Genomic DNA, 19,156 nt, shown 5'->3' on the forward strand with positions numbered 1-19,156 from the left:
CTCATTCCCCTTTCCACATTGTGACAGCGTGTTCTTTTTCGTCATATCTTTTTTCATCTACATAGGCCCTGGCGTGTCCCCAAAAGTATTTCGTCGGCTGCATATACTTTTCGAGCCCTGCCCGCTTTATCGTAGAAAAGGCCTCTTCATTGGCTTCGTTCAGCACTGTACTTTCATGAACCGTTCGTACATTCCTACCTTCCATGATCAATTTCCCGTCCACGATGACGTGCTCTACATCATTCGCCACTGCTTGAAATACAAGCCGATGAACGTGCATGAATTCAGGTGTCAGATGAGGCTGGTGCAAATTGACCGTGATGACATCCGCTTTCTTCCCGATTTCGAGGGAGCCGATTTCATCATCCCAGCCAATGCATTTCGCAGCATCTATCGTAATCATTTCCAAAAGCTTTCCTGGAGGTAAATAATAATAGTCCCTAAGTGCTGCTTGATGAACGAACTGTGTTTTCCTCATTGCCTGAAACATATCAAAACTTGTAGAAGGGGAAGTCCCATCCGTCGAGATTGCTACAGTTGCACCCATTTCCAATAATTCGGTTATCGGTGTTCGGGCATGAACCTGCCCAAAACCAGGTGATGCACTGACATTAGTACCTGTTTCCGCTAATATCCTTGCCTCATCGAAGGAAATACCACGACAATGCTGTAAATGGACATCTGGACCCAACAGGGCATTTTCCTTATCCTGTATCGCTAAATGAATCATCCCGCCAAAAGCGTCGGAATGGATCCTTGTGTCATATTTCCTGGCAATTTCCCTTATTTTTTTCGCTTGATAAAGATCGTGATGACTTAACCCATAAAGCCTGTCAGGAGATGTGGGATTGGAAGGATCCACGGACGTAACGATGACAAATGGTGTAATGAAGGCTCTCGTGCGGTCTTCATTTGCATGATTCAGTGCTTCGATTACAGCTTCTGCCCCCTTCAATACTTCTTCATAGGAAACCTCCTTCACCACCCTTTTCCCGTCAACCCATCGGCTGAATGAATGGGGCCATGGGGGATTGCAAGGACCCGTGCAGACAACCTCCCGAACACCCACTTCGGCGTATGCTTTTGCGTGATTGATTGCAAAGATTGGATCATCGGATCGCGGCATGGAACCTAAAACACTTACTCCCGTTGTCACACCCGCCTTTAATCTCTCAAGAGAAGAGAGCTTTCCTTCGTAGTACCAAAAGTCATCTGTGACAAAATGTTTATACGTATTGGTCATGATGGGCATCCAAAAATCAATATTCTCCATCGCAATCGTTTTAAACATGGAATGTCCACCATGACCATGAACATCTATTAATCCTGGCAATATACATTGATGACTGCAATCAATCACTTTTTTTGCCTCATACTTCGATTTCAGTTTTTCTGTTGCATCTACATCTAAAATTCTTCCGTCGTTTATGGCGATGGCGCCATCTAAAAGTATCCGTCTGTTTTGATCCATGGTAATCACAGTCCCATGAATGAGCAGCAAATCAATCATATTTCCCCTCCTAATCGAGAAGACAGCATAACGGCCTTATGCTGTCTTCCCTCTTTTGATAAATTCTCTACTTCACCGTTATGTCGTCGAGCATTAAATAATTTGCCGGATTCAGCCAAAGTCCTTTAACCGTTTCTCCATAAACAGCCAGGTGTTCATAGTTGCGGATTGGAACATATGGCACTTCTTCTCTTTCAATCTCTTGTGCTTTCGAATATAGTTCCTTACGTTTATCGCCATCTGATTCCTTACGTGCGGTTTCAATCAATTTATCTACTTCAGGATTACTATAAAACGAGCTATTCCCGGCAGCACCTTGGGATTTGCTATCAAAAAGATTGTATTGATTATAATCTCCATCCCCCGTAGCATTGCCCCAACCGCCTATTGAAACCTGGTGCTCACCCTTGGCGGTCGCGTCAATATAAGCCCCATACTCAAGAACTTGGATTTTGACCTTAATTCCAATTCCTTTTAATTGTGACTGTATGACCTCTGCCATGTTTATCCTTTCCTTACGATCACTCGTCGTTAAGGTAATTTCCAAGCCATCCTTAATTCCTGCTTCCTTCAATAGCTTTTTTGATTCATTAATATCATAGTCGTATCCTTTAATATCTGGATCATAGCCAAAAACCTTCGGGCTCATTGTAGAATTCGCTCTCGTACCAACATCGTTATAAACGCCTTTAATGATGGAGTCCACCTCGATCGCATGCGCTACCGCTTTACGGACACGTACATCATCGAATGGCTTATTCTTAACATTAAAGCTTAAGTATTCAACGGCAAGTCCCTCTGTGCGATATAACCCCATCGTATCTGATGATTCAATTCTATCAATCTCAGTCACTGGTACTTGATCGGTCACATGTGCTTCACCCGTTTCAATCATCGCAATTCTCGTAGCATCTTCAGGGACAACCTTGAATACTACCCCATCAATCTTAGGTTTATCTCCCCAGTAGTCCTTATTTTTCGAAAGTTCAATCTCGTCTCCTGATTTCCACGATTTAAAAACAAATGGTCCTGTTCCCACAGGGTTTTGACCTAGTTTGTCACTATGTTCTGTAATGGCTTTTGGACTTAAAATACTGCCTTCATTACTTACTAATATGGACAAAAGAGGAGCATAAGGATATTTCAGCTTGAATTGTACGGTCGTATCATCAATTATCTTGATTTCTTTGATCATTTCCAATTTACCCGCCTGTGGCGAAGATGTTTTTGGATCTAGTATTCTGTCAAAATTAGTTTTTACCGCTTCAGCATTGAATGGTGCTCCATCATGGAATTTCACTCCCTCACGCAGTTTAAACTCCCATGTTACATCATCGAGCTGTTTCCACTCTTTTGCGAGCAGGGGTTGTGGTTTCATATTTTTGTCAGGAACAACCAATGTTTCATAGACCTTTTCATATACAACATTCGCTGAAGGAATGTCGGTAATGAAGTGTGGGTCCAGCGTAGTCGCATCAGACAGTCGGGCTACGACCAATGTCCCCCCTTCTTTCGCTTCCCTCTCTTGTTCCTTGCTGCCGGTTTGATCTGATGTACATCCAGATAAAACCGATGAGATACCTATTAATGATGCAAATAGTAATCCAACCATACCTTTTCTCATTATTTTTCCTCCCTTTCACACTTCCCTATGTTTTCCAATTACCATTTAACGATAAGTACATCGGGCTTAATCAAATTATAAGAAAAAACAATAGTTTATATTTTCAGAATCTTTACTCATTTTTTTATTATCTTTACTGCTTTTGGCCATCATATTTACTTCGATACTTTTTTTGAATAAATTTAATGAAAGAAAAGGAGGAAGTGCCATGAAGCCAGAGGTCGTTATCAATAATACCAATTTGAATGTAAACAAAAAAAAATCTTCAAGACTGCAACGATGGACAGCCTTTTATAAAAAGTTCAAGCGAAATAAATTGGCATTGATAGGAGGATACATTGTACTCTTTTATATTTTACTAGCCATTTTTGCCCCTCTCATTTCACCACAGGATCCCTATGAAATTGATTTAGTCAATAAACTCCAGCCTCCCACATCCGACCATTGGATGGGAACGGATGATAAGGGACGGGATATATTAAGCAGATTATTATATGGAACCCGTCTTTCATTAACGGTGGGATTTGTCTCGGTATTCTTCGGGGCGCTCATCGGCATAATCTTAGGATTAACAGCAGGCTACTATGGAAAATGGATTGATACCGTCATCATGAGGATCGTGGATGTCCTGCTTGCTTTCCCAGGAATATTGCTTGCCCTTGCCATCATCAGTGCTCTAGGGCCAAGTTTAATAAACGTAATGGTAGCAGTTGGTGTCTTTTCCATTCCTATGTTTGCACGAATTGTACGGGGTTCCACACTTTCAGTCAGGAGGCTTGAATATATCGATGCCATTCGCGCATTAGGAGCAACTGACTTCACGATCATTTCCAAACACATTTTTCCTAATATTCTTTCACCTGTAATCGTTCAAGCTACATTGCGCCTGGCTACTGCCATTCTATCTGCAGCCGGCTTGTCTTTCCTGGGGCTCGGAGCCCAGCCTCCTTCTCCAGAATGGGGAGCGATGTTAAGCAGCGGACGGGATTATTTATTCAGCGCCCCCCACATCGCTTTATTTCCGGGAATCGCCATTTCAACACTTGTACTCGGATTCAATGTCTTCGGGGATGGACTTAGAGATGCCCTTGACCCAAGAATGAAAAAATAAGGAGGAGAGAATATGTTTGTATTCATTGTCCGGAGAATTTTGCAAACCATACCGGTATTACTTGGAGTAAGTCTTGTCGTTTTTCTCATCATGCAGATGGTTCCCGGAGACCCGGCAACCCTGCTTGCAGGTGAAGGGGCGACTAAAGAAACGATTGAAATGATTCGGCATCAGCTTGGCTTGGACCGCCCAATCCTCTATCAGTACTTTGACTATGTGATCCATGCTGTACAAGGGGATTTTGGTGAATCTCTTCGCAGCAGCCGCCCTGTATTGGACGAGATTTTGGTCCGCTTGCCCATCACACTTGAACTCGCACTGGCAAGTATTTTCATAACCGTCGTCCTTGGAATGGTGGCCGGAATCATCTCGGCGACCAAGCAATACTCAGCATCGGACATTTCCATAATGATCGTTGCGTTATTAGGAATCTCATTACCTAGTTTTTGGTTAGGTCTGATGCTTATCTACTTTTTTTCCGTTAATCTTCAATGGTTTCCTGTTTCAGGCTGGGGAACGTTTAAACACATGATTCTTCCCGCCATAACCCTAGGGGCGGGTGGTGCTGCAATTGTTGCCAGAATGACCAGGTCAAGCATGCTCGAAGTCGTTCGCCAGGATTATATTCGAACAGCAAAAGCCAAGGGATTAAAAGAACATGTCATCATTTATAAGCACGGTCTAAAAAATGCGCTCATCCCTGTCATTACAGTCGTTGGTCTTCAGTTCGGTGCCCTCCTCGGCGGCACCGTGTTAACAGAGTCCGTATTTGCCATCAATGGACTTGGCAGATTAATCGTTGATGCCATTAGAACGAGAGATTTACCGATGGTTCAGGGGGGCGTCCTTATTGCATCCGTAATCTTTGTATTTATGAATTTAGCTGTAGATGTCCTCTATCGATACTTTAACAAGCGGATAGACTTAAATTAAGGAGGTACTAAGATGAAACAGTTTGATGAAAAAATACTGGAAGTTAAAAATTTGCAGACTTACTTTTTTACGGATGAAGGGACGAGTAAAGCAGTTAATGGAATCAGCTTCACCCTTAACAAAGGGGAAACGCTTGGGATTGTAGGGGAATCGGGAAGTGGTAAAAGTATAACGTCCCTATCACTATTACGGCTAATTCAATCCCCTCCCGGAAAAATTACAGGTGGCAGCATCCTTTTTAAAGGGGAGGACCTGCTTACAAAGACTGAAAAACAGATGCGGTCCATACGCGGCAATGAGATTTCGATGATTTTTCAGGAGCCCATGACATCATTGAATCCCGTTTATTCAGCGGGTGAGCAAATTGCAGAAGCCATCCGGCTCCATCAAAAGCTGGGAAAAAAAGAAGCTTGGAACAAAGCGGTCGACATGCTTCGGCTTGTCGGAATCCCCTCACCTGAAAAAAGGGCCAAACAGGAGCCACATGAGCTAAGCGGCGGGATGAGGCAAAGGGTCATGATTGCTATGGCGCTAGCCTGCCACCCTGAGGTATTAATAGCGGATGAACCTACAACTGCGCTAGATGTGACGATTCAAGCCCAAATTTTAGAGTTAATAAAAACGCTGCAAAAGGATTTCGGTACGGCTGTCATCTTGATCACTCATGATTTAGGGGTCGTATATGAAACATGTGATCGAGTAGCGGTCATGTATGCCGGAAAAATCGTTGAATACACACTGGCAAAAGAGATCTTCACAAATCCTAAACATCCTTACACCATTGGTTTATTAAACTCCCTTCCACGTCTCGACATGGATCAGGAAGAGCTGACCACCATACCTGGGACAGTTCCGAGCCCGTACAATATGCCCAAAGGCTGCAGCTTTGCACCCCGTTGTGCACATGCGAAGAGAATTTGTGAACAGGCTGTGCCGGATCTCCAATCCACCGGCCCAAGTACCCAGGTCAGCTGTTGGATGTTTACCCCCCAATGGGAGCAAGATCATGACGTTCAAGAGAAAGTAGGGGTTTAATGATGGGAGTATCAGTTGAAGAAAAAAAGGTTCTGCTTAAAGTAGATCAATTAAAACAATATTTCCCAATCAAGGGTGGGTTTTTCGGAAGAACCATTAATCATGTAAAAGCTGTTGACGACATTACCTTCCATATTTATCAAGGGGAAACCTTGAGTATAGTCGGGGAATCCGGCTGTGGTAAATCGACAACCGGACGTGCCATTCTTCGATTGGACGAACCTACGGGTGGGAGTATACACTTTCAGGAAAAGGATCTACTTAGTTTGGGTAAAAAGGAAATGAGAAAGACACGGAAGGATTTGCAAGTTATTTTCCAGGACCCATTTGCCTCCCTTAATCCTAGACAGACAATAGGACAAATTCTCGGAGAAGCCTTAGCCATACAAAATGTAGTGCCTAAAGAAAACCGAAAATCCAGGATTGAAGAATTATTGGGCCATGTCGGCTTGAGACCAGAATCCATGGAAAGATACCCGCATGAGTTCAGCGGCGGCCAAAGGCAACGGATCGGTATTGCGCGGGCACTCGCTGTAGATCCAAAATTGATCATATGTGATGAAGCCGTATCAGCGCTTGATGTCTCCATTCAAGCGCAGGTGCTGAATTTATTAAAATCTTTACAGCGAAAATTCGATCTAACCTTCCTTTTCATTTCACATGATTTAGGCGTGGTCAGACATATTTCCGATCGTGTAATGGTCATGTATCTTGGAAAAATAGTCGAGATTGCTGACAAAAAGTCCATTTTCGAACAGCCGCAGCATCCATATACACGGGCATTGCTATCTGCTATCCCAGTACCGAATCCCGTGCAGGAAAGAGAACGAATTCTATTGACGGGTGATGTCCCCTCACCTATCGATCCTCCAAACGGCTGTCGCTTTCATACACGGTGCCCTTTTGTGATGGATATCTGTAAAACACAGGTACCCGAATTGAAACGATCCGCACAAAATCATCAAGTGGCTTGTCACATTGTGTCATAAGTTGTAGATTTCCCGAGGAGTCTTTAGTAAGATACTAATAAACAGAATAATTCAAGTTATATAAAAACAAAATAATCAGAGGTTATCCATGCTTAGTTACGAGGGATTCACGTTAATTATCATGCTCTTCATTTTAGCTCCTATCATGGGAGCTATTGCTCTTTTATTTCTATTCATCTTTGAAAAGAGGATCGATCTTCTTGAAAATAAAAACAAAGAGATACGCCTGGAACAAGCACTGCAGGAAGCGCAATATAATAAATTGAACCAGCAAATCCAGCCTCACTTTTTATTTAATACACTAAACGTCATATTAGGCTTGGCCCGCCTCAACAGGACGGCAGAATTGATTCGTGCCTTGGAGGCATTTTCCCAATTCTTGAAATTCAAGTATAAAGCATCTGAACCATTGATTCCCCTTTCCCAGGAAATTCAGTATACTCAGCATTATCTCGACATCCAAAGTCTTCGCTTTGGTGATCGGCTTAAGATTGATATGGTGTGCCCCGACCAATTATCAATCGCACTGGTACCCCCTTTCATTCTCCAGACTTTAGTGGAGAATTCATTTAAGCACGGGTTAGAAAAAAAAGTGGGGGAAGCCCTTTTGCATATCCGCTTCCATCAGAATTCGCAGACGGTATATTTGGTAGTGAAGGATAATGGGTTAATGGGAAATACCACTACCTTTACAGACGAAGGCGGCCATGGACTTGACAATATCAAAAAACGTTTATATTTGTATTTCAGTGACCGTGCACAATTAAATATATCTTCCAATGAATCGGGAACAATGGTTAAGGTATCATGGCCACTGGTTTATGATAAGAAAGTTGAGGAGGCAAACCAAGAATGAATGTATTATTAGTTGATGACGAACCATTAGTCCTTGAACAAATGGAATATATGATTCAGTCCATCTTCCCTTTTTGGAAGTTTCACAAAGCAGCAGATGCTGTTCAGGCTCTTACACTCAACCAAAACTATAAAATTAACCTCGCTTTCTTGGATATTAATCTACCTGGACGATCCGGTCTTGAATTTGGTGAAGATCTGAGGGCATTGAACAAAGATGTGGAAATCATTATGGTAACCGCGCATCAAAGCTTCGATTACGCCCAGCAATCGATAAGGATCGGTGTCGTTGATTATTTAACGAAGCCTGTCATTGAAAGTGATTTGCGTAAAGTGCTTTCTAGGTATAATGAAAGGGAGTCTTCTCATCATTATTCAAGCTTGATTCATCATTCGCTTTCATTTATTCATGAAAATTATGCTGAAAAAATCTCCCTTTCGGACATCGCTCGGGAAGTGCATACGAACCCAACTTATTTAAGCAGGAAATTCCATGAAGAGGTCGGCACTTCCTTTTCGGAATATTTAATGCAATATAGAATTAAAGCCGCAAAAAGGGCCTTGACCAATAACACTAGTTGGAGCATCTCTGACGTCGCTGAAAATTCGGGTTTCAATAGTCAGCATTATTTCAGCACTTTATTCCGTAAAATAGAGGGAATCACACCCAAGGAGTTCCGCGAGAAAGGAAAATGACATTGCTTCCACGTACATTTCAAGAATACGTACAAGGCCCCATTCAAATTGGTATGGGCTTAGGGATCATCTCCCTCCTGGCACGTTGGGTGACAGGGACAACGATATTATCCTCACCAGAATCGATGGTGAAGTATGGAGTTTTCGGAGGAATTGGCTATGCGCTAATGGGAGCGATCGCCCTGTTCATGTTCAGTTTCATCGGGAAGAGGGTTCGGCAGGATTTTCCCGTGGGATTGACTATGGGGGACTATTTAAAAACCAGGCTTCATCCTTTGGGATATTGGATCTTGATGATGATACTGGTCATGACCAGCTTACACATTTTATTCATTCAAGGAATGGCCGCATCCACCCTATGTCAGTTTCTTTTCGATACGCCGCTATATGTCGGGCTTTTCTTTTTCTTCGGTTTTTGTGTTCTCTATGCTGGCTTCGGCGGGTTAAAACTCATTCATGGTCTTGCAGCTTTTCAAGTCGTCTTCATGTTTGCCGCCGTTATCTTAATTCCTTTATACTTTTTCATCAAGGAAGGGATAGAACCTGTTTATGAAGGGATTCGTTTATACCATCCCTATATGCTCGTAATCAATAAGTATGATCTGTGGAGTTTTCTTTTTGCAGGGCTTCTTGTAGGGTTCGGCCAGTTTTTCTTTGACCTGACATCATGGCAGCGTTTATTCATGATAGAACTGAAAAAGGTTCCCTTAACCTTTTCATTAACTGGCGTTATATGGCTCATATTCCCGCTCTCCTTTTCATCCCTGTTCATCATGGTTATCTTTACTGGCGGCTTCACTGATATACACTCGATTTTAGCTGGTTTGGCAAACAAGATAACGACACCATTCTTTTTCATTCTTTTTGTACTCTGTGCTTTCAGTGCAATCACCTCAACTTTCGGTGCCTGCCTGCATTCATTAGTAAGCTTACTTGTAGCCAATCTTATAGAACCCTTCCAAACCAAAAAAAGCGACCAGCAAAAGATTAGGATGGCCTATCTTCTTTCCATCTGTATCGGAGGATTGGTTTTCATTGCTACCCTTTTCTATTCCCCAAACCTATTAGAGCTTTTATTTTATTCTGGCAATATATACTCAGCATTACTGGCTCCCATTCTGGTGATAGTATTCAGCAAAGGGAAAGTCGCTGATTTCATACCGATAAGTGCCGTCTTGGCCATTGTGGCGTCATACATCCTCCAGCCTTATGTAAGTGAATTTCAAAGCATATGGTTTAGTGGATTGACTTCACTTACCATCATTGTGATTTGTACGATTATTGCCTTCATCAAGAACAAATGGGCTATTCGTAATAGTTAAATCCTTTTCCCGATTTTACCTTTGTAATCTATTGAATGATTATAACGAAACAAAAAAGTTGCCGACGTCAAGTCGGCAACTTTTTGTTTTAAAAGGCGAATCACCCAATTAGGGAGCACCTCATCCTGTAAAACTATTTTTTAGTAAAATTCACCTTATTCAAACCAGAAATATTAATACGATCTCCTGATTTTAGTGTGGTTGTTACGCTTGTTACTGAATAATCATCACGTTCATTTGAAAGGATTTCATTTACAAGTAAACGTTGTCCCCTGTATATAAATAAATTCCCGGATGAACTCGAAGTCGTAATTCTATATTTTCCGGCCGCTATATCTTTACCGACTGTCCAGTATCCAGCATGCAGTGTATTCGATTTAACATTGGAGACTTTAGTAAACTGTACACTGTCCAGTCCAGAAATTTCAATACTATCCCCCGTTTTTATATCCGTTGTAACGACTGTCACACCAAAACCATCATCTTCACTCGATAGAATCTCATTTACATACCGATCGTAGTCATTCATACTGATGAATAAATTACCACTGCCGGATTTCGTAGTGATTTTATAACGGCCTGCCGGTAAATCTTTGCCTGCCTTCCATTTTCCCGCACTTAAACTTTTACTATAAGGTACATGAATCGTGGTGGTACTTGATTTACCATTTATAGTCGTAGCTGTAATCTTGGCCGTCCCTACACCTACTGCTGACACCTTCCCTTTACTATCCACTTTCGCTATTTTCGTATTGGAAGATTTCCACTTCACTGCTTTATTCGTTGTATTACTTGGGCTTACTGTTGCAGATAAAGTTAAGCTTTTACCTTTATTTATAGTAGCGGAAGTCTTGTTCAGCTTAACTGATTTTGCCATGATTGGAGCTGTAACGGTTACTTTTACCTTAACATCCTTTGCACCTTTAACGGTTGCCGTAACAGTGGTCGTTCCTTTTGCTTTGCCAGTTACTTTCCCTTTGCTATCCACTGTTGCTATTTTTGTAGAAGCAGATTTCCACTTCACTGTCTTATCTGTACTATCAGAAGGTGAAACGGATGCACTCAATGTTCCTGTTTTGCCTGCTGTAATCGATAAACTGGTTTTATTTACTTTCACTGTTTTAGCGGAAACTTTTACTGCTACTGTTTTCATCACTTTCGTATTATCTTTTGCAGTCGCCGTAATGGTAGCCGATCCGTTGGCAATTCCTTTAATGTTGCCTTTTGAATCTACTTTTGCCACTTTTTCATTTGAGCTTTTCCATAAAATCGTTTTATTCGATGCATCTGAGGGAGCTACCGTGGCAGTAACTTTTATAGTTTGATTATTAGTGATATTTAATGTTGATTTACTTAACTTCAAACTAGTTGGTACAATATTCGTCACTGTAACTTGAATGCTTTTTTTTATGGATGCATCACCTTTTGCTGTTGCAGTGATGGTCGTACTTCCAGCTTTAAGTGCTTTTACATAGCCTTTCCCATCCACTGTCGCAATTTCCGGATGACTGGTTGTCCAGCTAACGCTTTTATTAACAGCAGTAGAAGGGTTTATCGTAGCCTTTAACTGTGTGGTTCTGTTTACAATTAAGGACAAACTGGAATTACTTAACGTGATACTTTTGGGAACGAGGATTTTTTCTTTAAAACTCATCGTGCCGATTAACGATGAGATGTACACTTTATCCCCTTCTGAAACCGTGTATTCAATAGGCTCATCATAATATAGGCTGAAGGAATCCTTTTCATTATATTGGTTATCCAACATGGTTATATATGCCGTATCATAGTCGTCCTTCGGGTGATCAATGGCTAACGAATATGTTCCTGCGGGAATATCCGTGCCTACCTCATAATAACCAGCGGATATATTTTTCAAATCCATTTTCGAGATCTGCTGTACCTCTATATCAGACCCACTATCATAGGGATTGACATCAATTTGGTCTCCCTCTTTTAAACTTACCGTAAATTGTTTAGACGAGTATCCATCATCACTAAGCGTTTCATAAATGATATCGTTATCTCCTCGACTGATGGAAATGTTTGCTGTACCTTCAGGGATACTGAATTTAGTTAATCCTGCGGATATCTCCTTCCCTGCTGTATATGTCCCATCACTTAACTTAAGACTACTTGTAGCTTGAACCGTCTTACTGCCTAACCCAATCGATAGTGAAAGTATCATCATGATCATCACTTTTAAAAATACGTTCCTCTTCATAGGTAAACCATCTTCCTTTTTCAATTTTTTTAAGCATATTCTTGCTAATAAGTATATCGACAGCAAATATCATATTTTTATTATGCAATAGATTAATGGAATTGTATGGATATTTTTATTTTTTTTGATTTTTTGATATTCGGAAGTGATCGCTGAAAAGATTAATAGAGGTACTTGAATTGTATATTTTGCGGTAAGCCTTGCTTTAAAGGGTTAAGAGTCTTGATCTATAATGATCAGGACTCAAGAATGAAGACTTTAGACGAAATCGATATAACTGATTTTTCCTAGAGTTTGTTTTTAGGGTTTGTATATTTTCGAACGTTGATTTCCGCTCCAGGTACTCGCTTTCCGCGGGCGGTCCGCCCTCGTCGCTCTTTGCGCCTGTGGGGTCTCCCTTGGACGCGTATTCCCGCAGGAGTTTCGCACACCCGTTCCAATCAACTTTGTTTTAAATGGAACCGTGCCTACAAACTGTCTTGATCTATAAAGATTAATCTATTAATTTGCATATAAACTCCCATCCAGACCTGCGGAGCCAAATATACCAAAACTTAGCTTTCCACCTTTTTGAAATACCGATAAACCTTTTCTAATTTTTGGGTTTGTTTCCCCTTCGGACTTTCCATATTACCGAATTCAAAAAACTTCACTTTTTTGATTCCGACAAAATTGAATAACGCTCTTTTCATCAATATTTTATGCGCATCATTCAACCAGAGAAGCGGATACTTTGCAGGTCCCTTCATCGTTGACACACATACGACCGACTTTCCTTTTAAAAGACCTTCCGGTAACAGTCCCGACTTATCCTTGTAGGCAAAATTCGAAGCAAATAATTGATCAATGTACCCCATCAGCATTGCGGGAGGCCGCCCCCACCAGATTGGATAGACAAAGACAATCTTGTCAGCCCAAGTAATTTGATTTCTATATTTTTCAAGATGAGGATCACGATGCATATCACGCCTTCGCTTATGCTCATTGAAAACCAAAAGTGGATTAAAGCCCTCATCATATAAATCCAAAACCTGCAGCCCCTTTATTTTAGGGTTCTCTTTACTTCCTTTGATGACTTTTTCTAGAAAGGCATAACTCAAACTCTTGTGATTGGGATATGTGTAAATGATCAGCATGTTCATGACGTTCCCCCTATTTAATTATCATTTGATAACCATAATATATTCTTTTCGCATTTTGTTGTCAAATGATAATTGTGTTTTGATAATATTTTTGATATCTTCTCAGTAAGAGGTGAAAGTTATGGACAAAAAAGCTCTTTTTGATAAATGGGTGGCATTTACAACTTCCGTTCATCAAGTGACTCACGAATTAACACAAAACGCGAAATCTGATTCCATTACGCCAGTTCAATATAACATTCTTGAATACATTACAGTCAGTCAGCCTGTCACACCAAGTGAAATCAGTGATTGTCAGCATATATCCATGCCTAACACGAGCCGTGAACTAAAAAAATTAAGCGAAAAGAATTTAATTGAAAAAGTAAGTGATTCGGAAGATAGACGAAAGCAATACATCCATCTCTCTAAAGAGGGGGAAATGATGATGAACGAGGCCTTTGCAATCGTGGAATCCCGTTTCCAAAGCCGACTGCAGCATGCTTCGAAGGAAGATTTAGCGGATATTGAGCGCGCAATGGATATTCTTCAAACAAAACTATTTTACTGATGGACCTGAATACGAAAATGGCTCCCCCGACCGAAGTTGACAACAAATCACCTTCAATCGAGGGAGCTCCTTTATTATCTCCAAACACTAGCGGGTTTTTAATTCAAACTCCATTTCATCCTCATTCGCGCTTAATGAGAAGAATGTTCTAGAATCCTTCTTTTGTAATTCAGCCTCACACTAGTTGACTTCTCTAATCCTATACTCAGGTACCGCAAAAGGTCCGGTAAGGTTTTGTTGACGCGGGAAGTGTGGAGTACTCAGCTTGTTCTTCGGAGTGTGCATAAGGGTTCGAAAGGGCATCCAAAAGCTTTTCCATCACGCTGTAGTCCCCTTTTTTCTCGGCTGCCTCGAGTGCTTCTTCCACCCGGTGGTTCCGTGGGATCACCGCAGGATTGCTGTTTTTCATCAACTGAGTCGAGGATGCTTTCGATTCCTGCTCCCTGCCTAGTCTCGCCTGCCAGAGCTCATACCATTGAACGAATTCCGGTGCCCCAAAAAGGACCGAATCCTCCATCGTATCAAAGGTTAAAGCTCGGAAAGTATTAGTATAATCAGCACCATGCTTCTTCATCATAGTGAGAAGTCCATTAATTAAGGCTTCATCCTGTGTTTCTTCGTTAAATAGCCCCAATTTCGCTCTCATTCCCGCTAGCCAATTAGAGTGGTATATCTCATTAAACTCAGAAATCTTATCCTGTGCCAGTTTGACGGCCTGCTCCTGATCATCGTGCAGCAGTGGCAATAGGGATTCGGCGAATCGCGCAAGATTCCACCCTCCAATAAGCGGCTGATTGCCATAGGCATAACGGCCTTGTTGATCAATGGAGCTGAATACCGTTTCCAGATCATAGGCATCCATGAAGGCACAAGGGCCATAATCGATGGTTTCCCCACTAATTGTCATGTTGTCGGTGTTCATCACCCCATGAATGAAGCCGACCAGCTGCCATTGGGCAATAAGCTTGGCCTGACGAGTGATCACTTCCTGAAATAGTGAAAGATAGCGATTTTCATCTGCTTCAACGTCTGGATAATGGCGCTTTATTGTATAGTCGGCAAGGGTCCTGAGTTCTTCGACCGTGCCCCATTTTGCAGCGAATTGAAAGGTTCCGACGCGCAGATGACTGGCAGCCACACGGGTCATGATGGCCCCGGGCAGCCTGGTTTCGCGGATTATCGTTTCACCTGTTGTCACCACTGCCAGACTTCGGGTGGTAGGAATGCCTAGTCCATGCATCGCTTCGCTGATGATGTATTCTCGCAGCATCGGTCCAAGTGCAGCCCGTCCATCACCACCGCGGGAGTATGGCGTTCTTCCTGGACCCTTCAGCTGAATATCAACCCTCTCACCTTCAGGCAAGATTTGCTCGCCAAGCAGCACTGCCCGTCCGTCACCCAACATGTTAAAATGCCCGAATTGATGCCCCGCATAAGCTTGAGCAAGTGGCAAAGCACCTTCGGGAATCTCGTTTCCGGCAAACACCGCTACGCCATCCTCGCTTTCCAACGTCGAAACGTCCAAACCAAGGGATTCTGCCAACCGTTCATTGAGAATGACCAACTCCGGTGAGCTTACAGGAGTCGGGTTCGTGCTGGTGAAAAACTTTTCCGGAAGACGGGCATAACTATTGTCTAAATTCCATCCTGTTTCATTACTCTTAGTCATAGCTTCTCCTTTTCTTCTTTTGTCTTTTTGTATAATGTTCGTTCTCTCATCATTCAGTTAATACACACGATAAAACTCAGTTGCAGTCCATTTTAATGTCTACTTCTGCCAATTAATTATACCGTTTCTACATAAAAATGGCTCTTTTTAAGTCATGTATCACAGTTGATAAAATTTCTATTTTTTATACCATCATTTTGTAATACGGTTAACCATAATATTTAAAGGTGCAAATTAAGTAGAGAGAACTATGATACTCCATTAAAAACACTGAAGTATTTTCTACTTGATTTAATGTAGATTTCTCCATGAATGCCGCCTTTAGCTCCTAAAATTAAAGGCTTTGTTCAAGATTAGTGTTGATTTTTTGAACAAATAAAAAGAGACCACCTAATAAGTAACGGGTTCCCTTTTGAGGTGCAAACATTGCAAATCACATTATATTTTTTGTCACTAATATCCATGCAATTCTCAATGGAATTCTCTGAGTAAATAACATCAATAAACGCAAAGAAGGGATAGCTTAATGGCTATCCCTTAATTACTCTAACGACTCCCGTTAAATAAAATTTGTTGTCTGTTTTTATTGAGTGTCTTCGTCGCTTTTGTACTCCAAAATATCACCTGGCTGACAATCCAAATTCTCACATATCGCTTCTAATGTTGAAAAACGAACCGCTTTTGCTTTCCCATTTTTCAGAATGGAAATATTCGCCATAGTAATTCCAACCCTCTCAGAAAGCTCCGTTACGCTCATTTTTCGTTTTGCTAACATCACATCAATATTAATAATAATTGCCATATCCTCCACCTCAGACCGTCAAATCATTTTCTGATTTTATGTTAATCGCTTCTTGTAGAAGCCGTTGGAGGATAGCAGCAAAAACGGCGATAACCAACGAAGCAAAAATGATGATGAGTCCTATTAATCCAATAGGAGGGTCAACTTTCTTCGCAATAAAACGAAAGAGTGGCAAACCTAATACATACAAACCACTGATTGTAATTGCACAACACTTTATGTTCTTTAACGCCTTTACAGATAATTCCGAGAACGCTGTGTTCTCGTCAATATACCGTAAAAGATTGAAAGCCTGATAGAGAGCAAAGTAAAAAGGCACAGCCGCTCCATACATCACGATGAAAACGAGATATTTCATTGGGGCAATATTCGGATACATTTTTGCTGCGAAATTCGCCATATGGGGCACTAAAAATATACATAAAGCAAGCACTGCAATTCCAGCCAGAAAAATAATTACCTTTAAGAAAGTGGTTGAGCCTCGTTTAACATTCATTTAAAACACCTCACTTATTTAATGACAACATGATTTTAGCATATCATTTATCGTTTAACAATAAATTCGTATTGTTTTTTATTATATTATTATTGTTATAAAAATATCCTTTTAATGAAGTTTTCTCACGGATTTCATTGTCGTCATTGCGGAAGTATGTTGGTTGTTCGTTACGGCAAAAGAGAAGGTCGCCAACGTTATAAGTGTAAAGATTATCTTAAATTAAGTAATGATTTACCTAATTCTCCTATCTATCGTTCCAAAAAGGCAGACAAATGGGTTTCATTTATTGAATGTATGTTGAAGGGGCTATCTCTTCGTAAAACAGGGGAAATAGTTGGTATCACTCACGTAACTGCGTTTTATTGGAGACATAAAGTGTTGTCTGCTCTTGCGAAAGAAAGTATAGGTACATTTGAAGGAATAGTAGAAGTGGATGAAACCTATTTCTTAGAGAGTCATAAAGGCCGAAATACTATCCCAACTCGCAAATCAAGAAAACGTGGTGGTTCAGCGTCAAAAAGAGGTATCTCCAATGAACAAGTCTGTGTATTGGTAGCAAGAAACAAAACAACCCTTTCAAAGCGTGTCGGTTCAGGCAGAATTCTAACAGAACAAATCGATACAACCCTTACATCCCATTTCCAAAGTGATACGGTGCTTATTTCTGATGCTCATAATTCATATAAATCTTATTCGGCTAAAAACGATTTGGAACACATTATCATAAATGGCAGTAAGCAAGAATATGTCAAGAAAGGTATCTATCATCTTAACAATACTAATAATTACCATTCCTAATTAAAGAAATGGATTAGTCACTTTAATGCGTTTCTACGAAGTATTTACAGCTCTATTTAGTGTGGTTTCAGTTCCTTGACATTAGGAAAATGGAAAGTGACTGAAGCAAGAAAAAGCTGATGCTTATTTTATCAAGTGTTCTCGGAACTTGGGAAACCGCAGATACATTAAGACTTAGAAACATCGCTTTTTAAAATTACTCAATATTTCTAATAGAGAATTACAAATATTCATCAATGGTTTTACATAAAAATAGAGCTTGGAACTGTATCCCTAAGCTCATTTATTTTACTGTCCATTTTTTGCTAAAGCACCCGTTAGTTTAAGTGATATACTTTACAAACTTCCTCTAATCCGTTAAAAAGACGATGCCTTGTTAAGGCATCGAACAGTTATAAAATTTATTCAATACTCTCATAGATTTCAATTAGTGAACCCTCAGGATCTCTAAAATGAGCTACTTTAATTCCCCAGCCTTCTTGTGCAGAAGGCTTTGTTATGAATTCAACCTTTTCTTTTAATTCCTTATATTTCTCTTCAACATTATCGACCTTGAAAATTAAAGCAATTTTATCAGTATTATGAGTATAAGAGACACTCTCAGCACCTATTGCTTCAAGCATTTGTTTCCTCTCAAACAATCCTAAAATACAACCACTAAATTTAAATTCAGCATATAAAGAATCTTCATTTCCCCAAGTAACCTCAAAACCTAAAACATTTCTATAAAACAAAAAACATTCTTTATAATTATTTACTAATAATCGTGTGTGTGTCAGCTCCAAACTAATTCACTCCAATTCTTTTCTTTACTATGTAGATATATACCTAATTTCTATATAAAACAAGATTTTCCTTCTAGAACTAACCTGCCCCGATAGTTGCATAAGAAAAGAAGCTGCTGATCAGCTCCTGATAGTGAAGTAAGTCTTTTATTTTTTTTTGATAAATATTCTTTTTAAAATATCAATGACAAAAATTGAAAATATAAAAATTAAAGTAGAGATTATGGCAGATGGATTATCAAATCGAGATTCATAATTAGCTATCAATATAAGATAAACTAATAATCCTGCGAAATATATAAGAATTGTTTTCATCATTAGCTTAGATATCCTTTCGAATTCTTCATCCTTTAATTTAAACAAAAATTCCTCTTCAATCTCTAGAATAATCTAAGTTCTTCCTTAACTAACCTGCCCCGTTAGTGCCATAAATCGAGTAGGAGGAGGCGCCTAGCCTCCGACCTCTCACACCACCGTACGTACCGTTCGGTATACGGCGGTTCAGTTTAAGTCTGACGCAGTTTTGTATATCGTTCATATAGATTTTCTAACCCTTGATGTTGCCAATAAGCATTATTAAGGGTTTTGTCTAGAATAGGGCTATGCGCAATG

Annotated in this window: 16 protein-coding genes and 1 pseudogene; 9 read left to right on the forward strand and 8 right to left on the reverse strand. The window is 40.5% G+C overall.

All coding sequences use genetic code 11. The features are described from left to right. Position 1 precedes the first annotated feature (1 nt). Together LQ203_RS20310 and LQ203_RS20315 are read right to left on the reverse strand one after the other, a co-directional pair. The gene (locus tag LQ203_RS20310; protein WP_230160753.1) at positions 2 to 1,510 is read right to left on the reverse strand and encodes an amidohydrolase family protein; all 1,509 of its coding nucleotides are present in this window, start codon (positions 1,508 to 1,510) and stop codon (positions 2 to 4) included. Positions 1,511 to 1,577: 67 nt separating this feature from the next. Then, positions 1,578 to 3,134, reverse strand: coding sequence for a glutathione ABC transporter substrate-binding protein (locus LQ203_RS20315; RefSeq protein WP_230160755.1), 1,557 nt, complete (start codon positions 3,132 to 3,134; stop codon positions 1,578 to 1,580). A 208-nt stretch (positions 3,135 to 3,342) separates the two neighbouring features. Between LQ203_RS20315 and nikC the strand changes: the two genes are divergently transcribed. From nikC to LQ203_RS20350, 7 genes are all read left to right on the forward strand, one after another. Next, positions 3,343 to 4,245: a nickel transporter permease gene (gene nikC / locus LQ203_RS20320; protein ID WP_230160757.1), complete on the forward strand. Its 903-nt coding sequence runs from the start codon at positions 3,343 to 3,345 to the stop codon at positions 4,243 to 4,245. A gap of 12 nt (positions 4,246 to 4,257) precedes the next feature. Then, complete coding sequence (gene nikB, locus LQ203_RS20325; protein ID WP_230160759.1) at positions 4,258 to 5,178, forward strand: nickel ABC transporter permease; 921 nt, start codon at positions 4,258 to 4,260, stop codon at positions 5,176 to 5,178. 12 nt (positions 5,179 to 5,190) lie between these two features. Continuing rightward, positions 5,191 to 6,213 (forward strand): ABC transporter ATP-binding protein, encoded by a 1,023-nt coding sequence (locus LQ203_RS20330; protein ID WP_230160760.1) that lies wholly within the window; start codon positions 5,191 to 5,193, stop codon positions 6,211 to 6,213. Positions 6,214 to 6,215: 2 nt separating this feature from the next. Then, on the forward strand, positions 6,216 to 7,202 hold the full coding sequence (locus LQ203_RS20335; protein WP_230160762.1) for a dipeptide ABC transporter ATP-binding protein: 987 nt from the start codon (positions 6,216 to 6,218) through the stop codon (positions 7,200 to 7,202). 88 nt (positions 7,203 to 7,290) lie between these two features. Beyond that, positions 7,291 to 8,058 (forward strand): histidine kinase, encoded by a 768-nt coding sequence (locus tag LQ203_RS20340; RefSeq protein WP_230160764.1) that lies wholly within the window; start codon positions 7,291 to 7,293, stop codon positions 8,056 to 8,058. Beyond that, positions 8,055 to 8,753, forward strand: coding sequence for an AraC family transcriptional regulator (locus LQ203_RS20345; RefSeq protein WP_230160766.1), 699 nt, complete (start codon positions 8,055 to 8,057; stop codon positions 8,751 to 8,753). The genes LQ203_RS20340 and LQ203_RS20345 overlap by 4 nt, the downstream gene beginning before the upstream one ends. Then, positions 8,750 to 10,075: a transporter gene (locus tag LQ203_RS20350; RefSeq protein WP_230160769.1), complete on the forward strand. Its 1,326-nt coding sequence runs from the start codon at positions 8,750 to 8,752 to the stop codon at positions 10,073 to 10,075. Before LQ203_RS20345 ends, LQ203_RS20350 begins: the two co-directional genes overlap by 4 nt. A 133-nt stretch (positions 10,076 to 10,208) precedes the next feature. On the opposite strand, the gene LQ203_RS20355 is transcribed toward LQ203_RS20350, so the two are convergent. Continuing rightward, entirely contained in the window at positions 10,209 to 12,299 is a 2,091-nt protein-coding gene (locus LQ203_RS20355) for an Ig-like domain-containing protein (protein WP_230160771.1), read from the reverse strand. A 554-nt stretch (positions 12,300 to 12,853) separates the two neighbouring features. Further along, positions 12,854 to 13,441 (reverse strand): NAD(P)H-dependent oxidoreductase, encoded by a 588-nt coding sequence (locus LQ203_RS20360; RefSeq protein WP_230160773.1) that lies wholly within the window; start codon positions 13,439 to 13,441, stop codon positions 12,854 to 12,856. Positions 13,442 to 13,562: 121 nt separating this feature from the next. On the opposite strand from LQ203_RS20360, the gene LQ203_RS20365 reads away from it, so the two are divergent. Further along, on the forward strand, positions 13,563 to 13,991 hold the full coding sequence (locus tag LQ203_RS20365) for a MarR family winged helix-turn-helix transcriptional regulator (RefSeq protein WP_230160775.1): 429 nt from the start codon (positions 13,563 to 13,565) through the stop codon (positions 13,989 to 13,991). 205 nt (positions 13,992 to 14,196) lie between these two features. Here the strand turns inward: LQ203_RS20365 and LQ203_RS20370 are convergent, their stop codons facing one another. The 3 genes from LQ203_RS20370 to LQ203_RS20380 form a co-directional block, all read right to left on the reverse strand. Continuing rightward, entirely contained in the window at positions 14,197 to 15,660 is a 1,464-nt protein-coding gene (locus tag LQ203_RS20370) for a protein adenylyltransferase SelO (RefSeq protein WP_230160778.1), read from the reverse strand. A gap of 583 nt (positions 15,661 to 16,243) precedes the next feature. After that, positions 16,244 to 16,462, reverse strand: a complete 219-nt coding sequence (locus LQ203_RS20375; RefSeq protein WP_230160780.1) for a helix-turn-helix transcriptional regulator — start codon at positions 16,460 to 16,462, stop codon at positions 16,244 to 16,246. Between the two features lie 10 nt (positions 16,463 to 16,472). Continuing rightward, entirely contained in the window at positions 16,473 to 16,958 is a 486-nt protein-coding gene (locus tag LQ203_RS20380) for a DUF2975 domain-containing protein (RefSeq protein ID WP_230160781.1), read from the reverse strand. A 117-nt stretch (positions 16,959 to 17,075) separates the two neighbouring features. On the opposite strand from LQ203_RS20380, the pseudogene LQ203_RS20385 reads away from it, so the two are divergent. Further along, positions 17,076 to 17,953, forward strand: a pseudogene (locus LQ203_RS20385) (IS1595 family transposase); the annotation flags it as partial. Between the two features lie 207 nt (positions 17,954 to 18,160). On the opposite strand, the gene LQ203_RS20390 reads toward LQ203_RS20385, so the two are convergent. Beyond that, positions 18,161 to 18,544, reverse strand: coding sequence for a VOC family protein (locus tag LQ203_RS20390; RefSeq protein ID WP_230160783.1), 384 nt, complete (start codon positions 18,542 to 18,544; stop codon positions 18,161 to 18,163). Positions 18,545 to 19,156: the final 612 nt, after the last annotated feature.

The sequence above is a fragment of the Peribacillus sp. Bi96 genome, assembly GCF_918698115.1.
In the GTDB taxonomy this organism is placed as follows: domain Bacteria; phylum Bacillota; class Bacilli; order Bacillales; family DSM-1321; genus Peribacillus.